Source organism: Inquilinus limosus DSM 16000, assembly GCF_000423185.1.
GTDB lineage: Bacteria > Pseudomonadota > Alphaproteobacteria > DSM-16000 > Inquilinaceae > Inquilinus > Inquilinus limosus.
This window is the reverse complement of record NZ_AUHM01000032.1, coordinates 37,121-59,176: the sequence shown is the minus strand read 5'-3', so window position 1 is coordinate 59,176 and position 22,056 is coordinate 37,121. Positions and strand designations below refer to the sequence as shown.

The following is a 22,056-nucleotide window of genomic DNA, read 5'->3' as shown; positions in this document are numbered from 1 at the left end:
ACAAGCCGAGCGGCGCCCGCCGGGCGGGCGCCGCCGGCAACCCGAGGGCCGGAGAATGAAGCCCTTTCTCGCCTATCTCGCCAGAAGGCTGGTGCAGTTCGCGGTCGTCGTCTTCATCGGCGTGAACATCACCTATGTCATCACCCATTCGACGCCGATCGACCCGGTCGAGCAGAGCGTGTCCGCGGCGACCTCCTTCGGCGTCACCAGCCCCGAGGCGGTGGAGATGATGCGGGCGTCGCTGCGCCAGCTCTATGGCCTCGAAGGAACGCCGGTCGAGCAGTACCTGGCCTTCTGGCGGCGGGTCGTCGTCGGCGATTTCGGCCCATCCCTGTCCGCCTTCCCGACCCCGGTGTCCACCCTGATCTGGCGGGCCATGCCATGGACGGTCGGGCTTCTGCTCGTCTCCACGGTCATGACCTGGATCATCGGCAACCTGATCGGCGGGCTCGCCGGCTACTACCGGCGCAACCGCCTGCTCAAGCTGGCCGGGATCGTGTCGATGGGCGTCCATCCGATCCCGTACTACATCGTCGCCTTCGTGCTCCTGATCGTGTTCGGTTTCCTCTGGCCGGTGCTGCCGATCAGCGGCGGCGCCAGCATGAACGCCGATCGCGAGGACAGCTTCGGCTTCGCCCTCGACGTGCTGGCCCATTCGGTGCTTCCCGCCCTGTCGCTGATGGCGGTCGGCATCGGCGGCTGGTTCATGGGCATGCGGGCGCTGGTGTCGAACATCGTGACGGAGGACTATGTCGGCTATGCCGAGCTGGCTGGCGTCAGCCGGCGCCGGATTCTCGGCTCCTATGTCATGCGCAACGCGCTGGGGCCACAGGTCACCGGCCTCGCGCTGCAGCTCGGCGCGATCTTCAACGGCGCCATCATCACCGAGCAGGTGTTCGGCTATCCCGGCCTCGGCTCGCTGCTGATCAGCGGCGTCCACGCCGGCGATTACAGCCTGGTGGTCGGCATCACCTCGGTGTCGATCATCGCGGTCTCGGTCGCGGCCTTGCTGATCGATCTCCTGTTCCCGCTGATCGATCCGCGCGTGGAGGCCCGCTGATGCAGTTCCTCGCGATCCTGCGGGACCTCGTCCGCTACAACATCGAGTTCACGGCGGGCCTCGTCCTGGTGGGGCTCGTGCTGGTGATGGCGCTGCTGTCCTTCGCGTCGCCGTACCCGCCGCTCGACGTCTATGTGGTGGCGCCGGACGTGCCCCCGTCGTCCGACCATCTCTTCGGGACGACCTCGCGCGGCCAGGACGTGTTCTGGCAGCTGACGATCGCGATCCGCAACACGCTGACCTTCGGCATCGTGGTCGCGGTGCTGAGCCGGATCATCGCGCTCCTGGTCGGGCTGATCGCCGGCTACAAGGGCGGGTGGATCGACCGGGTGCTGATGTCGATCAACGACACCTTCGTCGTCGTGCCGCTCTTCCCGATCCTCGTCCTGTTCTACTTCATCATGCGCGACGCGATGAGCTGGGCCATGCTCGCGCTGATCACCGCCGGGCTCGGCTGGGCCTATGACGCGCGGCTGATCCGCGCCATGGCGATGAGCCTGCGGACCCGCGAATTCACCCACCAGGCCTATTTCTCGGGCGCGAGCACCGGCCGGATCCTGGTGCAGGAACACCTGCCTTTCGTCCTGCCGATCGTGTTCTCGACCACGATGAACAACATCAACTGGTCGATCGGGATCGAAGTGACGCTGTCGGTGCTCGGCTTCACCGACATCAACACGCCGACCGTCGGCGGCATGATCTACTGGGCGAACCAGCACACGGCGCTCGTCGCCGGCGTGTGGTGGTGGATCGCCTTCCCGGTGGCCCTGGTGGTCATGCTCTTCATCGGGCTGTTCCTGCTCGCGATCTCGATGAATGAATACATCGATCCGCGCAGCCGGCTGGCGCGGATGGGGGGCGCTGCATGAGGTCGCCCGCCGCCGCTCCACTGCTCGAGGTCGCGGGCCTCAAGGCCTATTACCAGATGCGGTTCTTCGGGGTGACGCGGGAGGTGCGCGCCGTCGACGACGTCAGCTTCGCCATCCGCCGCAACGAGATCTACGGGCTGGCCGGGGAATCCAGCTCCGGCAAGACCACGCTGATCAAGACCATCGCCCGCGCCATCCGGCCACCGCTCAACGTCGTCGGCGGCACCGTCAGCTTCGCCTTCGCGGACGGCCGGCGGGACATCTACGCGATGTCGCCGGCCCAGGTCGCCGAGATCCGCTGGAGCCGCCTGTCCTACGTGCCGCAGGGATCGATGAACGTTCTCAACCCTGTGCGGCGCATCCGCAACACCTTCGCCGACTTCGCCGCGCGCCATCTCGCCGGCAGCCGGCGGGACTTCGCGGCGACCGTCGCCGGCCATCTGCGGCGCCTGTCGCTCGACCCGCGGGTGCTCGACGCCTATCCGCACGAGCTCTCCGGCGGCATGCGCCAGCGCCTGACCATCGCGCTGGCGACCATCTGCCGGCCGGAATTCATCATCGCCGACGAACCGACGACCGCCCTCGACGTCGTCGTCCAGAAGGGCGTGCTGGCGATGCTGCGCGAGGTGCAGCAGGAGATGGGCTCCTCCATCCTGTTCGTCACCCATGACATGGCGGTCCATGCCAACCTCGCCGACCGGCTCGGCATCATGTATGCCGGCCGGCTGGTGGAGGAGGGGCCGACGGCCGAGATCTTCCAGCGTCCGCTTCACCCCTACACGGCGCATCTGATCTCGAGCCTGCCCCGGCTCGGCGACGAAGTCCGGAAGACCGGCATTCCGGGAGCTCCGCCGAATCTCGCCGACCCGCCGGCCGGCTGCCGTTTCCATCCCCGCTGTCCCCTGGCGGTGGGGCTCTGCCGCGAGGCGGTGCCGCCGCTCGAGGAGCTCGAGCCGGGTCATCGGGTCGCCTGCCACGTCGCCACGGCCCGGGCGAGGGGGGCGGCTCTGCCATGAGCACGCTGCTCGAGGTCCGGCAGGCGAGCAAGAGCTTCAGGTCCGGCGGCCTGTTCGGGCGCCATGTCGTGCAGGCCGTCGACGGGGTCGAGTTCTCGCTGGCGAGCGAGCGGCCGGAGGTCTTCACCATCATCGGCGAGTCCGGCTCGGGCAAGTCGACCCTGGCCCGCATGATCCTGAACAGCACGGCGCCGAGCGGCGGCTCGATCCTGTTCCGCGGCCGCGATCTCGCGACGATCCGCAGCCGCCGCGACCGGCTCGCCTTCATGGCCGAGGTGCAGCCGGTGTTCCAGAACCCCTTCGAGGCGTTCAACCCGCTGAAGCGGCTCGACCGCTACCTCTTCATGGCGGCGCGCCGGTTCTGCGGCGCCCGGACGCGCGACGAGGTCGAGGCCCGGGTGGACGCCGCGCTGCGCAAGGTCGGCCTGTCGCTCGCGGAGGTCCGCGGCCGCTTCCCCCACGAGATGTCCGGCGGGCAGCTGCAGCGCGTCGCCATCGCCCGCGCCCTGGTGCCCGAGCCGGCGCTGATCGTCGCGGACGAGCCGGTCTCGATGATCGACGCGTCGCTGCGCATGACGATCGTCAACATGTTCGCGACGCTGCGCGACGAGTTCGGCGTGTCGATCGTCTACATCACCCACGACCTCGCCACCGCCTACTACATCAGCGACCGGCTCATCATCATGGAGAAGGGCAGGGTGGTGGAGGGCGGTCCCGCCCGGGCCGTGCTCGCCGCCCCGACCCATCCCTATTCCATCCGATTGCTGCAGGCGGTCCTGCCCGTCCGCAACGCCTGGCGGGAGGAGCTTCCCGCCGCGCCCAGGCCCCAGCCGGCGGCCTGACGATTTCGTCCGTCTCTTCTCCCGGAGCGCTTCATGCAGACCGTCAGGGTTTCCATCGACCGTGCCTTCGCCATCGGCGAGACCGATCGCCGCCTGTTCGGCGCCTTCGTCGAGCATCTCGGACGCTGCGTCTATGGCGGCCTCTACGAGCCGGGGCACCCGCGCGCCGACGCCCGGGGCTTCCGCACCGACGTGCTCGAACTGGTGCGCGAGCTGGCGCCGACCATCATCCGCTATCCGGGCGGCAACTTCGTCTCGGGCTACAACTGGGAAGACGGCGTCGGACCGGCCGACAAGCGCCCGCGCCGGCTCGACCTCGCCTGGATGTCGACCGAAACCAATGCCTTCGGCACCAACGAGTTCATCGACTGGTGCCGGGCCGCCGGCGTCGAGCCGATGCTCGCGGTCAATCTCGGCACCCGCGACGGCGATGCCGCCCGCCGCTTCGTCGAATACTGCAACTTCCCCGGCGGGACGGAACTCTCGGACCTGCGCCGCGCCCACGGCTGGCCGGAGCCGCACGGCGTCAAGTTCTGGTGCCTCGGCAACGAGATGGACGGGGCCTGGCAGATGGGAACCAAGACGGCGGAGGAGTACGGCCGCATCGCCACCGAGGCCGCCAAGCTGATGAAATGGGTCGATCCGTCGATCGAGCTCGCCGCCTGCGGCTCCTCCGGCCGCACCATGCCGACCTTCGGCACCTGGGAGGACACGGTGCTCGAGCACTGTTTCGAGCATGTCGAGTTCATCTCGCTGCACACCTATCTCAACGACTATGCCGGCGACACGCCGGCCTTCCTCGCCAGCCCCGACCTGATGGACTCCTTCATCGACGAGGTCGTCGCCATCGTCGATGCTGTCGCGGCCCGGCGGCGCTCGTCCAAGCGCATCATGCTGAGCTTCGACGAATGGAACGTGTGGTACCGCACGCGCCGCAGAGGCGAAGGGCGGACCAAGCTCGGCTGGCCGGTGGCGCCCGAGATCCTCGAAGAGGTCTACACCATGAAGGATGCGCTGGCCTTCGGCGGGGCTTGCATCTCGCTGCTCAACCACGCCGACCGGGTGCGCTGTGCCTGCCTGGCGCAGCTGGTGAACGCCATCGCCCCGATCATGACGGAGACCGGTGGCCCGGCTTGGCGGCAGACGATCTTCCACCCCTTCGCCCATTTCAGCAATTTCGGCCGCGGCCGGGTGCTGCGCGCGGAGGTGGACTCGCCGACCTACGCCGCGACCTATTACGACCCTCGCGGCACGGCGGACCTGACCTTCCCGCTGCCGGAGGTGCCCTATGTCAAGGTGGCCGCGGTCCATGACGAGGACGGCCGGGCCGTCACCCTGTTCGTCCTCAACCGCCACCTCGACCAATCGGCCCCGGTCGAGATCGACGCGCGCGGCTTCGGCCACCTCGAGCTGACCCAGGCGCTGGAGATGCGCGACGACGATCTCTCCGCGGCCAACAGCAGGGAGGCGCCGGACCGGATCCAGCCTCGCGCGCTGAACAGCGTGCGGGTCGAGGCTGGACGGATCGCGGCGACGCTCGGACCTGCGTCCTGGAACGTGATCAGGCTGGCGGCCTCGGCGTGACCATACAGGCGAGGTGCTCGCGGATCGCGACCTCCTTGCGCGGCCGCTCGTCGGCGCCATTGTCGCTTGCGGTTGAGCGCCGGCCTTAGACTGCCACGGCCAAGCCGTATGGATATCGGTGGTATCCTGTCCCCGCAACCAACGTTCCTTGCACAAGGCCGCCTTCACAAGGGGCGGCCTTCTTGCTGTTCCACGCAAAGCTCAGCCTCGGATCCTGCCGAGGTCCCGTGGGTGTAGCCAGCCGGATCGGGACGTCAGGGCACGCGGGCCAGCAGCAGCCGCTTGGTGCGGTCGTCGTTCAGCACGATGCCTTCGGGGACGCGGCGCACCGTGAACAGCCACCCGCCGGTCTCGACCGCCGGCGGCGGGGTGTCGGCGATGGCCCGCCGCGGCAGCGCCAGGTACAGATCGGGAGCACGGGCCTCCAGGGCCGTCTCCCACGCGCCGTGGGACGTGCGCAGGCACAGCACCGTCTCGTCCCCGTCCTCGCCGATCTCCGCCTCGAATCCGGTGGCGGCGTCGGCGTAGCGGCCGGCCAGGCCGGGCGCGATCGGCAGGGCGGCGTCGGACAGGCGGCGGAAGCGCCGCGGCCGGCCGAACCAGCGTGTGTCGATGGTCCCGTCGTCGCGCGGCGTGAACTCCAGCGGCACGATACCGCGCTCGGGCATGAAGCTGTCGTCGCCGACCTGCTCGATCGGCAGGCCGCCGCCCATGTTGCTGACCATCACCGGCTCGCCGTCCTTCACGGTGATGCCGAACACGTCGTCGCCGTCCTCGGCCCGGTACAGCCCGGCGGCGCGGACCAGACGTTCGGTGGCGCCGGGCGCGCGCGGCGGGCCGGGCTCATGGCCCAGCACCAGATCCAGGATGCGGCGGGCCAGCGAGAACGGGCCCATGTCGTCGGTGTTGCCGAGGATGACGACGCCGATCCCGGCCTCCGGGAAGCGCACCGATTCCGAGCGGCCGCCGGCGACGCCGCCGCCATGGCCGATGCTGGCGAGGCCGCGGTAGCGGCAGGTGACGAGGCCGAGGCCGTAGGGCGGCGGGATGCCGTCGATCACGGCGCCGGGCGCCGACATCCGGGCGATCATCTCCGGCGTGCCGACCTTCGGTTGGTCCAGATTGGCCAGCCAGAGCTTCATGTCCTCGAGCGTCGAGACCATGCCGCCTTCGCCGCCCAGCACCACGCCCCATTGCGCCTTGTGCCAGCCGCCGTCCGGGCCGCGGGTGTGGTGGTCCGCCAGCCGCGGCAGGATCTCCGAATCCCAGCGCATCAGCCGGGTGTCGCGCATGCCCAGCGGCCCGGTGATGCGCTCCTCCAGCAGCTGGTTGAAGCTGCGGCCAGAGACCTGCTCGACGATCTCCGACAGCAGGAAGAAGCCGGTGTTGCAGTAGATCAGGTCGGTGCCGGGCCGGAAGTTCACGCCGCCATGGCCGCCGATGATCCGGCGCGCCCAGGCGCGGGTGGACGGCGCCCCGATCGGCAGCCCGCCCAGGACCATGATCTCGAGGAAATCGCGCAGACCGCCGACATTGGCGGCCAGGTGGCGCAGCGTCACCGTCTCCGGATATTCCGGCAGCCAGGGCAGGTGGCGGCGGACGTCGTCTTCCAGCGACAGCCTGCCTTCGGCTTCCAGCATCAGCGCCAGCAGCACGGTGAACTGCTTGGTCTGCGACCCGATGCGGATCACCGTGCGCTCGTCGATCGGCACGCCATGGGCCAGGTCGGCCATGCCGTAGAAGCCGCGATGGATCTCGCGCCCGTGCCGGGTGACGCTGACCGCGGCGCCGGGCGAATCCGGCCGGGCCCAGCGCGCGAACAGCGCGTCGATCCGGGCCCCCAAATCATGGGGAAGGTCCGGGGGCAGTGGGCTGTCGTGGCTCATGGCGTCCTCCCGGAAAGCAGCGTCAGGCGAAGGGATTCTCGACGCGCGGCCAGAACGGCAGGCGGCGCTTGGTGTAGCCGATGGCGGCATAGTCGGGCGGGATCGCCCCGGGCGTGGTGACGTATCGGATCTCGGCCGCGATCGGGGCGAAGCCGGCATGGAAATGCTGGGTCGACTTCACCACCACGATCGCCTTCTTGGTCGGGTCGATGCCGAAGGCGGTGAAGGCGTCGGGCGCGAAGGTCTGGCTGCGCAGCGTCACCAGCACCAGGTCGACCTCGCCCGCCGCCTGCACCCAGACGCCGCGGCCCAGCGGCGCCCAGCCCTCGCTCAGCCCGGTCTGGTGCAGCTCCGGCAGAACGCGCCTGACCGTGACCCGAAGATCGACCGGATCGCCCGAGGCCGGGCCGCATTTGCCGCCGATGCGCAGGTCGAAGCTCGCCCCTTCGCCGGCCTCCTCGCACAGCGCCACAGCCTGCGGGTCCCAGTAGCAGCCGCTGACCACGCTGCCGATGCCGCGGTCGATGATCCGGCGCAGGATGAAGGTGCTGTCGCCGGGCGCGCCGCCGCCGGCATTGTCGGCCACGTCGGCCAGAACCACCGGACCGCACGGCGCCGCCAGGGCATGGTCCAGCGCCTCGTCCGCCGTGTCGTGCGGCGTCGCCGTGGCGTGGCGCAGGTCCCAGATCTCCCGCCCCAGATCCTCGGCCACCCGGCGGGCCCGGTCGCGGTCGCCGTCGGCCAGCACCAGCATCCGCGCGCCGACATCCTCGACATCGCCCCAGGGGAAGCCGTGGCCGAAGGTGACCGACAGGATGCCGTCGCGGCCCTCCAGCGCCTGCATCCGGTCGACGAAGCCGCGCATCGGCTCCACCGGGGTGCGCCACATGCCGATCATGCGGCAGTCGTGCAGCGCCATCACCGGCCGGATCTCGCCGCGGCGGGCGCGCAGGCACAGCTCGTACAGCTCGGCCGCGCGCGGCTCCATGTCGGTGTGCGGGTATTCCTTGAAGCCGATGATCGCGGTGCAGGCCTCGACCATCCGGTCGGTCAGGTGGCAGTGCAGGTCCAGCTCCATCCCGACCGGCACCTCGGGGCCGACGATGGCGCGCACCCGCTCGGCGGTGTCGCCCTCGCAGTCGTCATAGCCGTCCGCCACCATCGCGCCGTGCATCAGCAGCAGCACCACGTCGACCGGCCCGGCCCGGCGCAGATCGTCCAGGATGTCGTCGCGCAGGCTCTCGTACAGCGACCGGATGGTGCGCCCGGCCGGCTGGGCGATCGCGGTGACGCTCTCGACCACCTCGTGCCCGTCGCGCTCGGCCAGCCGGCGCCAGGTCTTCTGGCAGATCGTCTCGGCCGCCGTGCCGTCCAGGCTGGCGTCGCGCCGCCGATAGGTATCGGGGGCGTAGAAGCTGGCGGCGCCGGTCGGCAGCGGCGAGAATGTGTTGGTCTCGGTGACCAGGGCGGCGATGAAGATCTTCACGGATGCGCCTCCGTCTCGATAGCCAGCGGCGCGCCGGCGCCCCCAATCACGGCGATGTCGACGGACGTCCGTGGCCTCCCTTTGGCCGAAGGTTGCGGGACTATAGCGTTTATGTCAAATAATTAGTCGTATAGGAAAATTAATGGTTCTTGCGATAAGCGCGACGCTCGACTTAGGGTGATCGATGATCAACCGTCCGGTGCGCGCATGTCCAATCAGCCCAAGCTCGGGGAATGCCTGAAGGCGCTGCGGCGTCGGCACGGCTGGACGCTCCAGGACGTCTATCAGCGGACCGGGGTCGCGGTCTCGACCCTGTCGAAGGTCGAGAACGACCAGATGTCGCTGACCTATGACAAGCTGCTGCAGATCAGCGAGGGGCTGGGCGTCACCCTGGCCGAGCTGCTGTCGACGCCGGCGGGGACGGGGGCGGCCCTGGCCCGGCGGTCGATCAGCCGGCCGGGGGAGGGGCTGCAGCAGGTCACCCCGAACTACGACTATCTCTATCTCTGCACCGAGCTGCAGCGGAAGCGGATGGTGCCGGTGATCGCCACGGTCAAGACGCGCGACATCGCCGAGTTCGGCCCGCTGGTCCGCCATTCGGGAGAGGAGTTCGTCCACGTCCTCGAGGGGGCGATCGAGGTGCACACCGACCATTACGCCCCGGTGCGGCTGGAGAAGGGCGGCAGCATCTATATCGACAGCACCATGGGCCACGGCTTCGTCTCGGTGGGCGAAGGCGACGCGACCATCATCTTCGTCTGCTCCAGCCCCGATCCCGGGCTGGAGGGGACGTTGCGGTCCCTGTTCGCGATCTGACGGAACGCCGCCACCCGGCCCGCGGCGGCAGGGTGGCTCCCAGCCGGCTACATCGTCGCGGTGACGCTGTAGCCGAACAGGAACATCAGGAACTTCGACATGTCGACCGCATCCTCCGCCTCGTAGCGGATGGTGTAGGTGTCGACCTGGGTGACGAAGCGCAGATAGGCCAGGTGCTCGACCGGCAGGCGGTGGCGGAACCGGACCTCCAGGGCGCAGGGGGCCTTCAGCCGGAACGGCCTGGCCTCGCCGATGCGGGCGATCGCGCGCTTCACGCCCGCGCGCACCGCCGCATGGGCCGCCGCCGGCGTCAAGGTGCGGGCGGAGCGCGTGCTGTGCGCCCATTTCACCGTCGTCGTCTCGATGTCGCCGAGGATGTCGCGGATCTCGGCCGTCGCCACGTCGTCGCCCGAGGCGTAGATCACCGGCACGCCGTAATGGCCGGCGATGGCGGCGTTCAGCCCGGCCTCGTTCAGCACCTGGCCGTTGACGCGCACCTCCTGAAAGGCGCTGCCGCTCAGCGTGTGCGCCAGCACGCCGGCAGGGTTGCTGGCGCCGGAGTGGTAGCCGATCAGCAGGGCGCCCGCGAACTCGCCGACCTCGATCCCCTGCATCATGCACAGCGGCCGCGGCCAGCTGCGCACCAGCTGGACGGTTTCCGGCAGCTTCTCGATCTTCAGGCTCTGGCCGTTGCCGTGGGAATCGCTGACCACGATCTCGGTCGCCCCGGCCTCCAGCGCGGCCTCGCAGGCGGCGACCACGGTGTCGGTCATCCAGTCGCGCGCCCGCTCGTACTCGAAGCCCTCGGGCCCGGTCTGGTCGCGGCTGACGACGCCGACGATGCCTTCGATGTCGGCGGAGATGTAGAGACGCATTCCGTCCTCCCGGCTTGTCATTGGTGCTTGTGACAGACGTCATTGTTAAATACGGTATTTTTTAGCGTATAAGAAATTTCTTCTTGCCCGCAGCATCGGAGCCGCCATGAGGGACGATCGCGTGCTCGAGGTCGACAACCTCCAGGTGTCGTTCTCGCTCGGTGGGGGCGAGACCCTGCACGCGGTGAAGGGCGTCTCCTTCCATATCGGGCGGGGCGAGACGCTGGCCCTGGTCGGGGAATCGGGCAGCGGCAAATCGGTCACCGCGATGACCATCATGCGGCTGGCCGAATATGACGGCGCCGTGCTGGCCGGCGGGTCGATCCGGATGCGCCTCCGCGGGGGAGAGGTGGCCGACCTGGCCCGGCTGCCGCAGAAGCGGATGAAGGACGTCCGCGGGGCCGACATCTCGATGGTGTTCCAGGACCCGATGGCCAGCCTGAATCCGGTCTTCAGCATCGGCTTCCAGATCAGCGAAGCGATCATGCAGCACCAGGGCAAGAGCGCGGCGGAGGCGCGCGCGATCGCTCTGAACGCGCTGAAGCTGGTGCGGGTGCCGGAAGCGGAGAAGCGGCTGGACCAGTATCCGCACCACCTGTCCGGCGGCATGCGCCAGCGGGTGATGATCGCCATGGCGCTGTGCTGCCGCCCGTCGCTGATGATCCTGGACGAGCCGACCACGGCGCTGGACGTCACCATCCAGGCCCAGATCCTCGACCTAGTGCGGGCGCTGCAGCGCGAGATCGGGATGTCGGTGCTGTTCATCACCCACGACATGGGCGTGGTGGCCGAGATCGCGGACCGGATCTGCGTCATGCTGAAGGGGAAGATCGTGGAGACCGGAACGGTCTACGAGGTGTTCGAGACGCCGGCGCACGCCTATACCCGCGCGCTGCTGGCCGCGGTTCCGCGCCTGGGCAGCATGGCCGACAAGGACGAGCCCGAGCGCTTTCCTCTGGTCGAGATGAGCGATGCCTCCAGCCTGGTCGAGGCGCGCAGGGACCAGGGTGTCGAGGCGGTGTCGGCATGACCCGCGCCCCGCTGCTGGCGGTCGAGAACCTGACGACCCGCTTCGACCTGCGGTCCGGCGTCTTCGGCAAGGTGACGGGCCGGGTCCATGCGGTGGAGAACGTGTCGTTCGAGATCTTCCCGGGCGAGACGCTGGCCTTGGTGGGGGAAAGCGGCTGCGGCAAGTCCACCATCGGCCGCAGCATCCTGCAGCTGGACCGGCCGGTCTCCGGCTCGATCCGGTTCGAGGGCCGCGAGACGCTGGGGCGGCCGGCGCGCGAGATCCAGGCGCTGCGCCGACAGGTGCAGATGGTGTTCCAGGACCCCTTCAGCTCGCTGAACCCGCGCATGACCGTGGGGCAGGCGATCGCCGACCCGATGCTGGTGCATGGCGGCCTCTCGCGGGCCGAGATCCGGGCGCGCGTCGCCGAGCTGCTGCAGCGGGTGGGGCTGTCGCCCGAGCATGCGCGGCGCCACCCGCATGCCTTCTCCGGCGGCCAGCGCCAGCGCATCTGCATCGCCCGGGCGCTGAGCACCCGGCCGAAGCTGGTGATTGCGGACGAGGCGGTGGCGTCGCTCGACGTCACCATCCAGGCCCAGGTGATCAACCTGCTGATGGATTTGCAGGCCGAGACGGGGATCTCGGTCCTGTTCATCTCGCACGACATGGCGGTGGTGGAGCGCATGGCCCACCGCGTGGCGGTGATGTATCTGGGCCAGATCGTCGAGATCGGCAGCCGGCGCGAGGTGTTCGGCAACCCGCGGCACAGCTACACCCGCAAGCTCCTGTCCTCCGTCCCCGTCGCCGATCCGCGGCAGCGGCCGGAGAACCGCCTGCTGCTGGCGGACGAGATCCCGAGCGCGGTGCGCCCCCCGGACTACGAGCCGATGTTCCTGCCGATGCTGCAGGTGTCGGACCGGCATTTCGTGCGCGCGGAAGCCTGACGGTCCTCCCGGGCGGCTGTCCTCATGCCCATGACCTGGGGTTATATTCCAATGCGCTAAAGGTTTTCTGGAAACGGAAAATTTGGGCGTATTCAGTATGGTCTTATCGTCGGGCCTAAGACACACTGCCTGCAGATCGCCGTTCCAGGCGACCCCATAAGGGCGAAAGCGCCCATCAACAGGAGGGCTTCTCGATGAAGAGTTGGATCGGCCCCAGCCTCGGCGTCGCCTTGCTGGCCCTGTCCGGCGCAGCGCAGGCCGAGCTGAAGAACCCGAACACCCTGGTCTATCTCTGGACCAGCGACATCCGGACGCTGGACCCGGCCTACATGGCCGATACCCCCAACACCTATGTCTCGATCAACACCCATATGCGGCTCTTGAACTACAAGGGCAGTGAGATCTCCGAGTTCGTGCCGGCCCTGTCGACCGAGGTGCCGTCATTGGAGAACGGGCTGATCAAGCCGGGTGAGAACGGGTCGATCAGCTACACCTTCCCGATCCGCAAGGGGGTCTACACCCACAAGGTCGGGGTGAAGGGCGCGGATGGCCTGGTCGCCTGGAAGCTGTATGACGAGCTGACCGACCAGGAGAAGGCGGCGATCGTCCCCGGCCATGGCGAGCTGACGGCCCAGGACGTCAAGTATTCGCTGATGCGCGCCATCCTGCAGGGCGACAGCTGGATGGCCAATGCGGTGACGGAGATGATCACCGCCGGCAAGTATCCGGACATCGAGGCCTGGGCCATGGACCTGGCCGGGGTGAAGACCTTCGCCGAGGTCGATGCCGTCGGCCTCGCCAAGGTGCACGACGCGCTGTCGGAGAAGATCAAGGTCGACGGCGACCGGGTGACGATCGTGCTGGATGCGCCGTTCCCGGCCACGCTGGGCATCATGGCGCTGCCCTTCGCCACCTCGATCATCGATCAGGAGTGGGCCCGCGACCAGGGCGACTGGGACGGCACCGCCGGCACCTGGAAGGCGTTCCACAAGCCCGAGCTGGGCGAGGACAAGCTGTTCGAGGTCGAGAACGGCAGCGGCCCCTTCATGGTCGAGGAATGGGACCGGTCCGAGAAGAAGATCACCATGAAGCGGTTCAACGGCTACTGGCAGGGCCCGGCCCAGCTGGAGCGCGTCGTTCTGCGGTCCGTGCCGGAATGGACCACGCGCCTGCTGCAGCTCGAGGCCGGCGACGCCGACGTGGTGACGACGCCGGTGGAGTTCCTGGACGAGGTGGCGGCGAAGCCCGGCATCAAGGTGACCGAGGGCCTGCCCCAGGTGTTCGGCCGGTCGATCTTCTACATCTGGCCGGTCAGCGCGGTGGACAACCCGGCGATCGGCAGCGGCAAGCTGGACGGCAAGGGCATCCCGCCCGACTTCTTCGCCGATATCGACGTGCGCAAGGGCTTCAACTACGCCCAGGACTACCAGCTGCTGCTGGACGAGGTCCTGCTGGGCAAGACCGTGCAGCTGCGGGGGCCCACCGTGCGCGGCATCATGGGCTACCGGCCGGACAGCCCGGTCTATTCCTACGACCCCGAGAAGGCGGCGGAGCACTTCAAGAAGGCCTGGGGCGGCCAGGTCTGGGAGAACGGCTTCGAGCTGACCGCCTACATGACCGAAGGCAACAGCGCGTATCATTCGGCGCTGTCGCTGCTGCAGCAGAACCTGGCCCGCATCAATCCGAAGTTCAAGCTGAAGATCCAGCAGCTGCAGGCCGCCACCTTCGCCGACAAGGTCTATGGCGGGGCCGACCCCAGCGCGCCGATGGCGATCATGGGCTGGGGACCGGACTATTCCGATCCGGGCGGGCCGCTGGGCGCCGCGACCTATTACCTGTCCAGCACCGGCCTGGTCGCGGGCATGACCGGCGAGGGCTACCGCCAGCTGATGCGCGAGAAGTTCGATCCGCTCCTGAAGGAGGGCTGGACCACGGTCGATCCGGCGGAGCGGGAGAAGATCTACGCGAAGCTGCAGGAGATGAGCCACGAATACGCCACCACCCAGTTCCTGTGGGAGGAGTACGGCTTCATCGTCACGCGCGACTGGGTCGACGGTTACGTCCACAACATGATCGAGTACGGCGCCTGGGACTTCTATCCAATCAGCAAGAAGGAAAAGCAGTAGTCGCCAAGCCGGGCGGGGCGCGCCCGCCCGGCCCGGTCGTGATGCCTTCTGCCCGGGACTTTCGATGCTCGCCTACGCGATCCGACGCTTGTCCTTCGTCCCCATCGTCTTCTTCGCGCTGACGCTGATGATCTTCGCGATGCAGATGATGCTGACGCCCACCCAGCGCGTGGTCACCTATGTCGGCAGCCCGGACGCGCTGAAGGGCGGCGCGGCGCAGGTGCAGGCGCTGATCGAGAAATACGGGCTGAACGACCCGTTCCACCTGCAATACGGCCGCTGGATCGGCAACATCCTGCAGGGCAATCTCGGCTGGTCGGAGACGGCTCGGATGCCGGTGGCCGAGGCGCTGGTCTCGCTGTTTCCGGCGTCGCTGGAGCTGGTGATCTTCGCCTTCGTGCCCGGCATCCTGGGCGCGATCTGGCTGGGCAGCCGGGCCGGGGTGCATCTGAACCGGCCGGTCGACCACGGCATCCGCCTGTTCACCGTGCTCGGCTGGTCCTTCCCGGTCTTCGTCTTCGGCCTTCTGATGATGATGGTGTTCTACGGGTCGCTCGGCTGGTTCCCGCCGGGGCGGCTGAGCCAGTGGGCGCTGGTGGAGGTCGGGGGCGACGGCTTCCGGCGCTGGACCGGGCTGAACACGGTCGACGCGCTGCTGAACGGCAACCTGCCGATCCTTCTCGACGCGCTGCGCCACCTGATCCTGCCGGTGTTGACCCTCAGCTACGTCAACCTGGCGTCGATGACCCGCATCATGCGCACCTCGATGCTGGAATCGCTGCGCCAGGACTATGTCCGCACCGCCCGTGCCAAGGGGCTCGGCGAACGGGTGGTGCAGAACCGGCACGCCCGGCGCAACGCGCTGCTGCCGGTGATCACGGTCGCGGGGATGGAGGTGGCGGCGATGCTGGGCGGCGTCGTCATCACCGAGACGATCTTCGATTACCACGGCCTCGGCCAGTTCGCCGCCAACGCGGCCGCCAACCTGGATTTCCCGGCCGTGCTGGGCTTCGCCCTCTATTTCTCGCTGGTGCTGGTGGTCCTGAACCTGGTGGTGGACCTGCTGTACCCCCTGTTCGACCCGCGGGTGAGGTTGGCATGAGGATCGTCGGATATCTGCTGCGCAACCCGCTGTCGCTGCTGGGCATCCTGGTCCTCGCCGGCTTCGTCGCCGTTGCCGCGCTGGCCCCGGTGATCGCGTCGCCGGAGCCGTACCAGACCTCGCCCTACGAGATCCCGCGCAGCGGCTTCCGCGCCACGCCGCAGCCGCCCTCGGCCCGGGCCCTGCTGGGCACCACCGAGGGGCAGTTCGACATCTATTACGGCCTGGTCTGGGGCACCCGCACCGCCTTCAAGATCGGCCTCGGCGTCGTCCTGATCTCGACCCTGATCGGCGCCGTGGTGGGGGCTGTCGCCGCCTTCTACGGCGGCATGGTGGACGAGGTGCTGATGCGCATCGTCGACGTCTTCCTGGCCGTGCCGTTCCTGATCGCGGCGATGGTGCTGACCACGCTCCTGGGCAAGGGCATCGGGCCGATGACGATGGCGCTGACCGCCTTCGGGTGGATGAACTACGCCCGCGTCATCCGCAGCGAGATCCTGCGGGTGAAGGAGCTGGACTACGTCAAGGCCGCGCGGTCCTACGGCACGCGCGACGCCCGGCTGCTGCTGCGGCACATCCTGCCGAACGCCTTCTTCCCCGTGCTGGTGCTGGCGACGATGATGACGGGGTCGATGGTGCTGACCGCCTCCGCCCTCAGCTTCCTGGGCGTCGGGGTCGAGCCGGGCTACGCCGATTGGGGCCAGCTGATCAGCTATTCCCGCAACTGGATCGTCGGCCGCGGCGACAGCCCGTTCCGCTACTGGTACACGCTGGCCTTCCCCGGCGCCGCGATCTTCCTGTTCGTGCTGTCCTGGAGCCTGGTGGGCGACGCCCTGCGCGACATCCTCGACCCCCGCCTCCGGACCTGAGAGGAGACGACCGAATGGACGACCGTGCCCTGGCCGCCGGCCTGGAGGAATTCATCGCGCATGAGGTCGGGGACAAGGCGATCCCGTCGATCTCCTACGCTGTGGTCGACCGCGACGGCCTGCTGGCCACCGGCCATGTGGTGCGGCCCGATCTCGGCCGCCGGCTGGATGGGAACTCGCTGTTCCGGATCGGATCGCTGACCAAGATGTTCACCGCGATCGGCATCATGCAGCTGGCCGAGAAGGGGCTGCTCGACATCGACGCCGACGTGTCCGCCTACATCCCCGGCTTCCGTCCCGTGAATCCCTTCGCCGGGCGCGAGAGCGGCCCATACGGCGCCCATGTGTCGCTGCGGAAGCTGATGAGCCACACCGCCGGCCTGGTGCGCGAGCCGAAGGACGGTCATTACCTGGACGACCGGCGGCCGGGGCTCGAGGTGACGGTCGAAGGGCTGAAGACCTCGGTTCTGAAGGAGGATCCCAGCGCCGGGATCATCCACTATTCGAACGCCGGCATCGCCGTGGTCGGCCGGGTGCTGGAGCAGGTCAGCGGCCTGCGCTACGCCGACTATGTCGCCCGCCACATCTTCGAGCCGCTGGACATGGCGGACAGCAGCGCCGCCCTGGCGCCGGAGGCGCGGGCCCGGCTGGCCCCGGCCTGGATGTGGGATTTCGACCGCGACTTCCCCGCGCCGGTCTTCGATCTCGGCGGGTCGCCGGCCGGCGCCATCCTCTCCACCGCGCCCGACATGGCGAAGTTCGCGACGTGCCTCCTGCGCGGCGGTTTCGCCCCGGACGGCCGCTCCATCGTGTCGCCCGCCAGCCTGCGGCAGATGTGGACCGTGGTCGGCCGGCACTCGGCCGGCCACGGCGGCAGCCACAAGGGCTATGGCCTGGGCTTCGGCGTCCGCGAGGTCGACGGCTGGCTGGCGGTCGGCCATGGCGGCGCGGTCTACGGCTACGCCACCCAGATGGTGGCGCTGCCCCATGCCGGGCTGGCGGCGCTGACCTTCTCCACCCTCGACTTCAGCAACCAGATCGCCGACCGGCTGGCGAGGCGGGCGCTGCAGCTGGCCCTGGCGTCGCGCCGGATGGGCCGGCCGCCGGCGCCGCCGGCGAAGGATCCGCCTCTGACCGCGGCGCATCTGTCGGTGATGCCCGGCCTCTATCGGGCGGCCGACGGCAGCGAGAGCGTGGAGCTGCGGGCGAAGGACGGCCGGCTGTACCTGATGGGCGAGGGCGTGCCGCTGGAGCTGAAATGGCGCGGCGGCGACGCCTTCACCATCGACGGCCGGATCTACGGGGAGGGGGCGGACTATCCGCATCTCGACCTCACCTTCAGCGCCGACGGCGTTCTGGGCTGGAAAGGCAAGGACTGGACCCGGCGCGACGCCGTGGACTCCGACGTGCCGGCCGAGCTGGCGCCGCATCTCGGCGTCTACGGCCCGGATTTCAACCCGACATACCTGGTCTACGCCGACGGAAGGCTGAAATGCCTGATCGAGTATTTCTGCACCCATGATTGCGAGCAGTTGCCGGATGGCAGCTGGCGCCTGCACGGGATCCTGTATGAGGGTGAGACGCTGGAGCTGGCGGCCCGGGACGAGGACGGCCGCACCGGCATCCGCGTCGGCCCGATGTTCCTGCTGCGGCACACGGACCGAACGGCACAGTGACCGTCATTCGACAATGTCGTGACAGCCGGCCGGCTTTCGCGGCCGGAAGCCGGATCGCCGAGATCCCGTAGGGCCTGGCTTCGGCGGGACCGTGACCGGGAGCGTCCTCCAAGCCAGGCGGACGATGCCCCCGCAGGGCGTCGCCGCCCGCATCGCCCCGCGGTGGATCGCCGTGCTATGATCTCGGTGAGAGGGGGAATCCATCCATTCTGCGACCGTCTCTGGAATCGGCCGAATGCGGCCGGTCCGGCGCGCCGTGCTCATTTCACGGAGCCGTCACGGTGACCATGAGACTGTGGTCGGCAGATTAGATTCCTGTCCGCGATATTGCAGGGGGATACCGTGAAACAGATTGCCGTGATGCTGATGACGGCCCTGATTCTGGCCGGATGCGTCGGCGCGGGCGGGTCGGGGGGCTCTGGTTCGCTGCCGCCGCCCAACACCCAGGCCCAGGCCAAGCTGCGGCAGGAAACCGAGATCTCGACCCGGACCATCGTCGAAGGGGCCGTGGTCGGGGCGGCCCTGGGCGGGCTCGGCATGGCCATCGCCGATCTCGCCGGCGCCAGGGTCGATGCCGGGGACTACCTGATCGCCGCCGGCGCCGGCGCCGCGATCGGCGGCCTCGCCGGCAGCTATGTCGCGGAGAAGCAGAAGGAATACGCCCGGGCCGAGGATCAGCTCGATTCCGTGATCGCGGACGCCAAGGTCAAGAACCAGCAGGCGCGCGAGCTCGTCGGGACCATGCAGACCGTGCTGGACGAGCACAAGCGCGAGTTGGCCCGCCTGCGCAAGGGCGTGCGCAACGGCACCGCCACCCAGGCGCAGCTGGATGCCGAGCTCGCCTCGGTCCGCACCGACCGGCAGGTGATGCAGCAGGCGATCGACGGCACCCGGAAGAACCGGGACATCCTGTCCGAGGCCCGCAACAGCTTCGGCCAGAAGGCGGCGTCCGCGCAGGAGCGGTCGCGGGTGCGGGCGCTGGACGGCGAGATCGCCCAGCTCAGCGGCCGCATCGACGCGATGTCGGAGATCGTGGGCGACCTGTCCAAGCCGCTCTGACCGGGCCCTATCGCCGGATCGCGGCGGCCAGGATGGCCTTCAGCGTCTGGCCGGCCTCGAGGAACGGCATCGGGTCCACCGCCGTCTCGCCGCGCCGCACCTCATAGTGCAAATGCGGGCCGGTGGAGGCGCCGGTCGACCCCAGCGCCCCCACCACCGTCGCCGCCGTGACCTCGTCGCCGACATTGACCGCGATCGACAGCATGTGGGCATAGCGGGTGTGCAGCCCGTCGGCGTGCTCGATCTCGACCAGGTTGCCGTAGCCGCCGGCCGGCCCCGCCCGCACCACCTTGCCGTTGCCGGTGGCGAAGATCGGCGTGCCCATCGGGCCGGCCATGTCGAGGCCGGCGTGCAGCAGCGACAGCCCGGTGATCGGATGGATGCGATAGCCGAACGGGCTGGACAGGCGATAGTCGCCCCGCAGCGGGGTGGACAGCGGCAGCCCGGGCAGCCGGCCGGCCAGGATCCGAGCCCGCGCGTCGAGCGCGGCCGGGGCGAAGGGCCGGGCGGCGGCGTCGCCGGGTGTCGCCGGCAGGTCCAGCGCGGCCAGGGCGCGGTCGAGCGCCGTCACCGCCACGGCCAGGCGCACGGTCTGGGCCAGCCGACGGTCGGCGGCGGCCAAGTCGCCCGGCGACAAGTCGAGGGCGGCGATGGCCGCTTCGGGAATGGCCGGCGCGGTCTCGACCTGCTCCTCCGGCCGCGGCGCCGGGGGCGAGCGCAGCAGGATCAGGCCGACGGCCGCGGCCGTGACCAGGGTCAGCACGGCCACGCCGGCGATCAGCGCCGGCGACGCCCGGTCGGCGGCGACGGGAACGGCGGGACGAGGCAGGGCGGGCCGGGCTGGAGGTTCGGGCGGCGGGGCCGGCATCGGCTGTGACGTCGGCTCTTCCTCCGCCGTTTCGACCAAGGGCGGCAGCGACAGCACGATCGCCGCATCCTCCGTCCGGCCGGCCGCGGCGGCGCGCTGGACCAGGAACCGCGCCGCGGCGTCCGGCGGCAGCCCGGCCAGGACCGTCCCCGCGCCGCGGTCGCGCAGCACCGCCTCCAGGCCGGGCGAGGCCAGGATCAGGCGCTCTCCATCCCTCAGGCGCCTGCGCAGGGTTTCGACCTGAGGCCCCGATCCCGCGGTGCCGCCGTCCGGCGGGTCGAAGGGAAGCGGCGTGGCGCCGCCGGGGCCGAGGCCGTGGAGCCCGCATCCGCCCAGCCGCAGGGACAGGAGATGCGGCGGGCTGACCAGCGCGACCACGATCGAAAGGCCGTCCGATCGCCCCTGCGACCGCAGGCGATGGCCCGCCCGGAGAGCTTCCTGTTCGATCCTGCGGCGCAGCAGCCGGGCGAGGTCCGCCTGCGCTTCGGGCGGGTCGAGGTCGGCCAGGTCGCGCAGCAGCGCCGCGGCGTCCGCGCGCCCGGCGGCGCCGGCCTCCGGCGCGACCAGGGCCCAGAGCCCGAGCTCCGGGCGGCCGAGCACGAAGGGGTCGCCGGCCATCCCGGCCCGGCAGGCCTCCCGGCCCGGAACGGGCGCCTCCGGGCTCAATCGAAGCCTCCTGCCGCCGGGGTGCGGTCGGCCGGCAGGCTGCCGGCGCGGTCGAGGAAAGGCCGCGTTGCCTCGACCAGGGCGGAGAAGCCCGGCAGGTCGCCGTCGCCTGTAGCGAGCAGCCAAGCGTAGCGCCGGTCGATCTCGGCCCAGGGCCGCCTGCCGCCGAGCGCCTCGGCCAGGGCGGCCAGCTTTTCGGCCTCGGCGCCGGCGGCCCGGTCGAACTGCGTCGCCGTGCGGGCCGCCAGGGCGAGGCGCAGCAACGGCCCCTGCTGCGTCGCCAGGGCCCCGACCATGCGGGCGGCGCTCTCCGGATCGGCGCGGCTGGGCGCCAGCTCGAGGTCGTCGAGCAGCTCGTCCCAGGCCCGGGCGACATCGGCGAGGTAAAGGGTGAGCACGGCCGTGGTCAGGGCCTGGCCGGACTGCTCCGGCCGGGCGTCGTCGCCCAGCACCCAGGCATCGGCCTGCAGCGAGCCGGACAGATCGGCGAGGGCCGGGACGACGACGCGATGGAAGCCGTCCGCCGTCAGCAATCCGGGGATCGGCGTCGCCAGCGAAGCGCCCGACCGGCGGGTCACCGCCCAGCTCTCGCGGCCCAGCGCCAGATCCGCCCGGAACGCCGGCAGGGCCTGGGCCGCGTCCGAGGTGCGGATCGCGGCATAGGCCCGGGCCGACAGCGGCGCCTGGCGCAGCCGGACGCGGATGCGCTCGACCGCCTCGCCGTCGATCGCGGGCGTCAGGCGCGGTTCGGCGGCCAGGGCGCGGTCCAGGATCTGCAGCAGGCGGTCGCGCTGCTGCGGCTCGGTCAGCGACCAGTCGACCGTCGCCCAGAGGCGGATCAGCGCGTCCTGGCGCGGCCCCGCGCCGCCGAGCGCGAGCGCCGCCTTCAGCCCTTCGAAGGCCAGCTCGGGCTCGACGTCCGGACGGTCGATCTGGTGCAGGATGCGGGTCGCGAACCGTCGCAGGAAGGCGTCGCGCAGCAGGTCGCGATCCAGCCAGTCGGTCTCCGCCGCGAGCTCGTCGAGGCGTGGGGCGTTGAGGCTGGCCCGGCGCCACCATTCGGGATCCCGTCCGGCCAGCGGCGAGGCGTGCAGCGCGTCCAGGGCCGGCAGCGCCGCGGCCGGATCCTCCGGCGTCGATGCAGCATCGGGGGCGGCCGCCTGGGTTGCGGTCAGCGCCGTCCGCGCGGCGTCCGCCAGCCTCTGGTTGGACAGGTGCACGGCCACGAGCAGCCCGGCGGCCGCCGCGAGGACGAAAGCCAGGCCGATGGTCGACCACCTGCGCATGAGAAGGCCGCTCAGGT

At 69.8% G+C, this 22,056-nt stretch carries 18 protein-coding genes; 13 read left to right on the top strand and 5 right to left on the bottom strand.

Translation table 11 applies throughout. The features are described 5' to 3' along the window. Positions 1-55 precede the first annotated feature (55 nt). From G537_RS0123625 to arfA, 5 genes are read left to right on the top strand one after another with little or no spacing between them, the layout of a single operon-like run. Complete coding sequence (locus tag G537_RS0123625) at positions 56-1,060, top strand: ABC transporter permease (RefSeq protein ID WP_026872216.1); 1,005 nt, start codon at positions 56-58, stop codon at positions 1,058-1,060. Then, entirely contained in the window at positions 1,060-1,929 is an 870-nt protein-coding gene (locus G537_RS0123620) for an ABC transporter permease (RefSeq protein WP_026872215.1), read from the top strand. The genes G537_RS0123625 and G537_RS0123620 overlap by 1 nt, the downstream gene beginning before the upstream one ends. Continuing rightward, positions 1,926-2,945 carry an ABC transporter ATP-binding protein gene (locus G537_RS39545; RefSeq protein ID WP_034852779.1) on the top strand — a complete coding sequence of 340 codons (1,020 nt, stop codon included), beginning with the start codon at positions 1,926-1,928 and terminating at the stop codon, positions 2,943-2,945. The genes G537_RS0123620 and G537_RS39545 overlap by 4 nt, the downstream gene beginning before the upstream one ends. After that, positions 2,942-3,787 (top strand): ABC transporter ATP-binding protein, encoded by an 846-nt coding sequence (locus tag G537_RS39540; protein WP_051249008.1) that lies wholly within the window; start codon positions 2,942-2,944, stop codon positions 3,785-3,787. The genes G537_RS39545 and G537_RS39540 overlap by 4 nt, the downstream gene beginning before the upstream one ends. 33 nt (positions 3,788-3,820) lie before the next feature. Next, positions 3,821-5,371 (top strand): arabinosylfuranosidase ArfA, encoded by a 1,551-nt coding sequence (gene arfA / locus G537_RS0123605; protein ID WP_026872214.1) that lies wholly within the window; start codon positions 3,821-3,823, stop codon positions 5,369-5,371. A gap of 254 nt (positions 5,372-5,625) precedes the next feature. On the opposite strand, the gene G537_RS42305 is transcribed toward arfA, so the two are convergent. Further along, a complete protein-coding gene (locus G537_RS42305) occupies positions 5,626-7,257 on the bottom strand; it encodes a serine hydrolase domain-containing protein (RefSeq protein ID WP_051249005.1) in 1,632 nt (543 codons plus the stop codon). Between the two features lie 22 nt (positions 7,258-7,279). Then, a complete protein-coding gene (locus tag G537_RS0123595; protein WP_026872213.1) occupies positions 7,280-8,743 on the bottom strand; it encodes a M81 family metallopeptidase in 1,464 nt (487 codons plus the stop codon). A gap of 207 nt (positions 8,744-8,950) precedes the next feature. On the opposite strand from G537_RS0123595, the gene G537_RS0123590 reads away from it, so the two are divergent. Continuing rightward, positions 8,951-9,559, top strand: coding sequence for a helix-turn-helix domain-containing protein (locus tag G537_RS0123590; RefSeq protein ID WP_026872212.1), 609 nt, complete (start codon positions 8,951-8,953; stop codon positions 9,557-9,559). A 47-nt stretch (positions 9,560-9,606) separates the two neighbouring features. Here G537_RS0123590 and G537_RS39530 read toward each other — a convergent pair whose 3' ends face one another. After that, positions 9,607-10,434: a M55 family metallopeptidase gene (locus G537_RS39530; protein WP_051249003.1), complete on the bottom strand. Its 828-nt coding sequence runs from the start codon at positions 10,432-10,434 to the stop codon at positions 9,607-9,609. 106 nt (positions 10,435-10,540) lie between these two features. Here G537_RS39530 and G537_RS45175 point away from each other — a divergent pair, with 106 nt between their 5' ends. The 7 genes from G537_RS45175 (at position 10,541) to G537_RS0123555 (ending at position 19,219) form a co-directional block, all read left to right on the top strand. Continuing rightward, on the top strand, positions 10,541-11,464 hold the full coding sequence (locus G537_RS45175; protein ID WP_245579104.1) for an ABC transporter ATP-binding protein: 924 nt from the start codon (positions 10,541-10,543) through the stop codon (positions 11,462-11,464). After that, the gene (locus tag G537_RS45170; protein WP_245579103.1) at positions 11,461-12,387 is read left to right on the top strand and encodes an ABC transporter ATP-binding protein; all 927 of its coding nucleotides are present in this window, start codon (positions 11,461-11,463) and stop codon (positions 12,385-12,387) included. Before G537_RS45175 ends, G537_RS45170 begins: the two co-directional genes overlap by 4 nt. Before the next feature lie 194 nt (positions 12,388-12,581). Beyond that, positions 12,582-14,513 carry an ABC transporter substrate-binding protein gene (locus G537_RS0123575; protein WP_026872211.1) on the top strand — a complete coding sequence of 644 codons (1,932 nt, stop codon included), beginning with the start codon at positions 12,582-12,584 and terminating at the stop codon, positions 14,511-14,513. An 88-nt stretch (positions 14,514-14,601) separates the two neighbouring features. Beyond that, positions 14,602-15,615 carry an ABC transporter permease gene (locus G537_RS0123570; RefSeq protein ID WP_211230481.1) on the top strand — a complete coding sequence of 338 codons (1,014 nt, stop codon included), beginning with the start codon at positions 14,602-14,604 and terminating at the stop codon, positions 15,613-15,615. Beyond that, positions 15,612-16,484, top strand: coding sequence for an ABC transporter permease (locus G537_RS0123565; RefSeq protein WP_026872209.1), 873 nt, complete (start codon positions 15,612-15,614; stop codon positions 16,482-16,484). Before G537_RS0123570 ends, G537_RS0123565 begins: the two co-directional genes overlap by 4 nt. A gap of 14 nt (positions 16,485-16,498) precedes the next feature. Beyond that, a complete protein-coding gene (locus tag G537_RS0123560; protein WP_034852777.1) occupies positions 16,499-18,160 on the top strand; it encodes a serine hydrolase domain-containing protein in 1,662 nt (553 codons plus the stop codon). Positions 18,161-18,502: 342 nt separating this feature from the next. Beyond that, positions 18,503-19,219, top strand: a complete 717-nt coding sequence (locus G537_RS0123555) for an HlyD family secretion protein (RefSeq protein WP_155888737.1) — start codon at positions 18,503-18,505, stop codon at positions 19,217-19,219. Positions 19,220-19,226: 7 nt separating this feature from the next. On the opposite strand, the gene G537_RS42300 is transcribed toward G537_RS0123555, so the two are convergent. Further along, positions 19,227-20,753: a M23 family metallopeptidase gene (locus G537_RS42300; RefSeq protein WP_155888736.1), complete on the bottom strand. Its 1,527-nt coding sequence runs from the start codon at positions 20,751-20,753 to the stop codon at positions 19,227-19,229. Then, on the bottom strand, positions 20,750-22,039 hold the full coding sequence (locus G537_RS0123545) for an ImcF-related family protein (RefSeq protein ID WP_026872206.1): 1,290 nt from the start codon (positions 22,037-22,039) through the stop codon (positions 20,750-20,752). Before G537_RS0123545 ends, G537_RS42300 begins: the two co-directional genes overlap by 4 nt. Between the last annotated feature and the right edge of the window lie 17 nt (positions 22,040-22,056).